Raw genomic sequence first — 2,719 nt, 5'->3', positions numbered from 1 at the left:
AACACAGTGGACGCGAGCAACTGAGGACAAGCCCTCGGCCTATTAGTACCGGTCAACTCCACACGTTACCGTGCTTCCATATCCGGCCTATCAACCCAGTCGTCTACTGGGAGCCTTACCCTCTCATGGAGGTGGGAGTCCTCATCTCGAAGCAGGCTTCCCGCTTAGATGCTTTCAGCGGTTATCCCTCCCGAACGTAGCCAACCAGCCATGCCCTTGGCAGAACAACTGGCACACCAGAGGTTCGTCCGTCCCGGTCCTCTCGTACTAGGGACAGCCCTTCTCAAGACTCCTACGCGCACAGCGGATAGGGACCGAACTGTCTCACGACGTTCTAAACCCAGCTCGCGTACCGCTTTAATGGGCGAACAGCCCAACCCTTGGGACCGACTCCAGCCCCAGGATGCGACGAGCCGACATCGAGGTGCCAAACCATCCCGTCGATATGGACTCTTGGGGAAGATCAGCCTGTTATCCCCGGGGTACCTTTTATCCGTTGAGCGACGGCGCTTCCACAAGCCACCGCCGGATCACTAGTCCCGACTTTCGTCCCTGCTCGACCCGTCGGTCTCACAGTCAAGCTCCCTTGTGCACTTACACTCAACACCTGATTGCCAACCAGGCTGAGGGAACCTTTGGGCGCCTCCGTTACTCTTTAGGAGGCAACCGCCCCAGTTAAACTACCCATCAGACACTGTCCCTGATCCGGATCACGGACCCAGGTTAGACATCCAGCACGACCAGACTGGTATTTCAACGACGACTCCACCCGAACTGGCGTCCAGGCTTCACAGTCTCCCAGCTATCCTACACAAGCCGAACCGAACACCAATATCAAACTGTAGTAAAGGTCCCGGGGTCTTTCCGTCCTGCTGCGCGAAACGAGCATCTTTACTCGTAGTGCAATTTCACCGGGCCTATGGTTGAGACAGTCGAGAAGTCGTTACGCCATTCGTGCAGGTCGGAACTTACCCGACAAGGAATTTCGCTACCTTAGGATGGTTATAGTTACCACCGCCGTTTACTGGCGCTTAAGTTCTCAGCTTCGCCACCCCGAAGAGTGACTAACCGGTCCCCTTAACGTTCCAGCACCGGGCAGGCGTCAGTCCGTATACATCGCCTTACGGCTTCGCACGGACCTGTGTTTTTAGTAAACAGTCGCTTCTCGCTGGTCTCTGCGGCCACCCCCAGCTCAGAGCGCAAAGCTCATCACCGGACATGGCCCCCCTTCTCCCGAAGTTACGGGGGCATTTTGCCGAGTTCCTTAACCATAGTTCACCCGAACGCCTCGGTATTCTCTACCTGACCACCTGAGTCGGTTTAGGGTACGGGCCGCCATGAAACTCGCTAGAGGCTTTTCTCGACAGCATAGGATCATCCACTTCACCACAATCGGCTCGGCATCAGGTCTCAGCCTCAATGAACGGCGGATTTACCTACCGTCCGGCCTACACCCTTACCCCGGGACAACCACCGCCCGGGATGGACTACCTTCCTGCGTCACCCCATCACTCACCTACTACCAGCTCGGGCCACCGGCTCCACCACTCCGACCTCGTCCGAAGACTCAGCCGACGGCTTCACGGGCTTAGCATCACTGGATTCAATGTTTGACGCTTCACAGCGGGTACCGGAATATCAACCGGTTATCCATCGACTACGCCTGTCGGCCTCGCCTTAGGTCCCGACTTACCCTGGGCAGATCAGCTTGACCCAGGAACCCTTAGTCAATCGGCGCACACGTTTCCCACGTGTGAATCGCTACTCATGCCTGCATTCTCACTCGTGAACCGTCCACAACTGCCTTCCGGCGCTGCTTCACCCGGCACACGACGCTCCCCTACCCATCCACACACCCGTTAAGGCTATATGCGTGAATGACACGACTTCGGCGGTACGCTTGAGCCCCGCTACATTGTCGGCGCGGAATCACTAGACCAGTGAGCTATTACGCACTCTTTCAAGGGTGGCTGCTTCTAAGCCAACCTCCTGGTTGTCTCTGCGACTCCACATCCTTTCCCACTTAGCGTACGCTTAGGGGCCTTAGTCGATGCTCTGGGCTGTTTCCCTCTCGACCATGGAGCTTATCCCCCACAGTCTCACTGCCGCGCTCTCACTTACCGGCATTCGGAGTTTGGCTAAGGTCAGTAACCCGGTAGGGCCCATCGCCTATCCAGTGCTCTACCTCCGGCAAGAAACACACGACGCTGCACCTAAATGCATTTCGGGGAGAACCAGCTATCACGGAGTTTGATTGGCCTTTCACCCCTAACCACAGGTCATCCCCCAGGTTTTCAACCCTGGTGGGTTCGGTCCTCCACGAAGTCTTACCTCCGCTTCAACCTGCCCATGGCTAGATCACTCCGCTTCGGGTCTTGAGCGTGCTACTGAAACGCCCTGTTCGGACTCGCTTTCGCTACGGCTTCCCCACCCGGGTTAACCTCGCAACACACCGCAAACTCGCAGGCTCATTCTTCAAAAGGCACGCAGTCACGAGAACAAGGCAAGCCTCGTTCCGACGCTCCCACGGCTTGTAGGCACACGGTTTCAGGTACTATTTCACTCCGCTCCCGCGGTACTTTTCACCATTCCCTCACGGTACTATCCGCTATCGGTCACCAGGGAATATTTAGGCTTAGCGGGTGGTCCCGCCAGATTCACACGGGATTTCTCGGGCCCCGTGCTACTTGGGTGTCTCTCCAACGAGCCGCTGACGTTT

The 2,719-nt window shown here is 56.9% G+C and carries 1 rRNA gene (only partly in view); it reads right to left on the bottom strand.

From position 1 onward, the window contains the following. Nucleotides 1–22: 22 nt before the first annotated feature. Nucleotides 23–2,719: ribosomal RNA gene (locus tag KYY02_RS33270) — 23S ribosomal RNA — on the bottom strand (it continues 427 nt past the right edge of the window).

This window comes from Streptomyces pimonensis (genome assembly GCF_041380215.1).
GTDB lineage: Bacteria > Actinomycetota > Actinomycetes > Streptomycetales > Streptomycetaceae > Streptomyces > Streptomyces pimonensis.
This window is presented reverse-complemented; position numbering and strand designations above follow the sequence as displayed.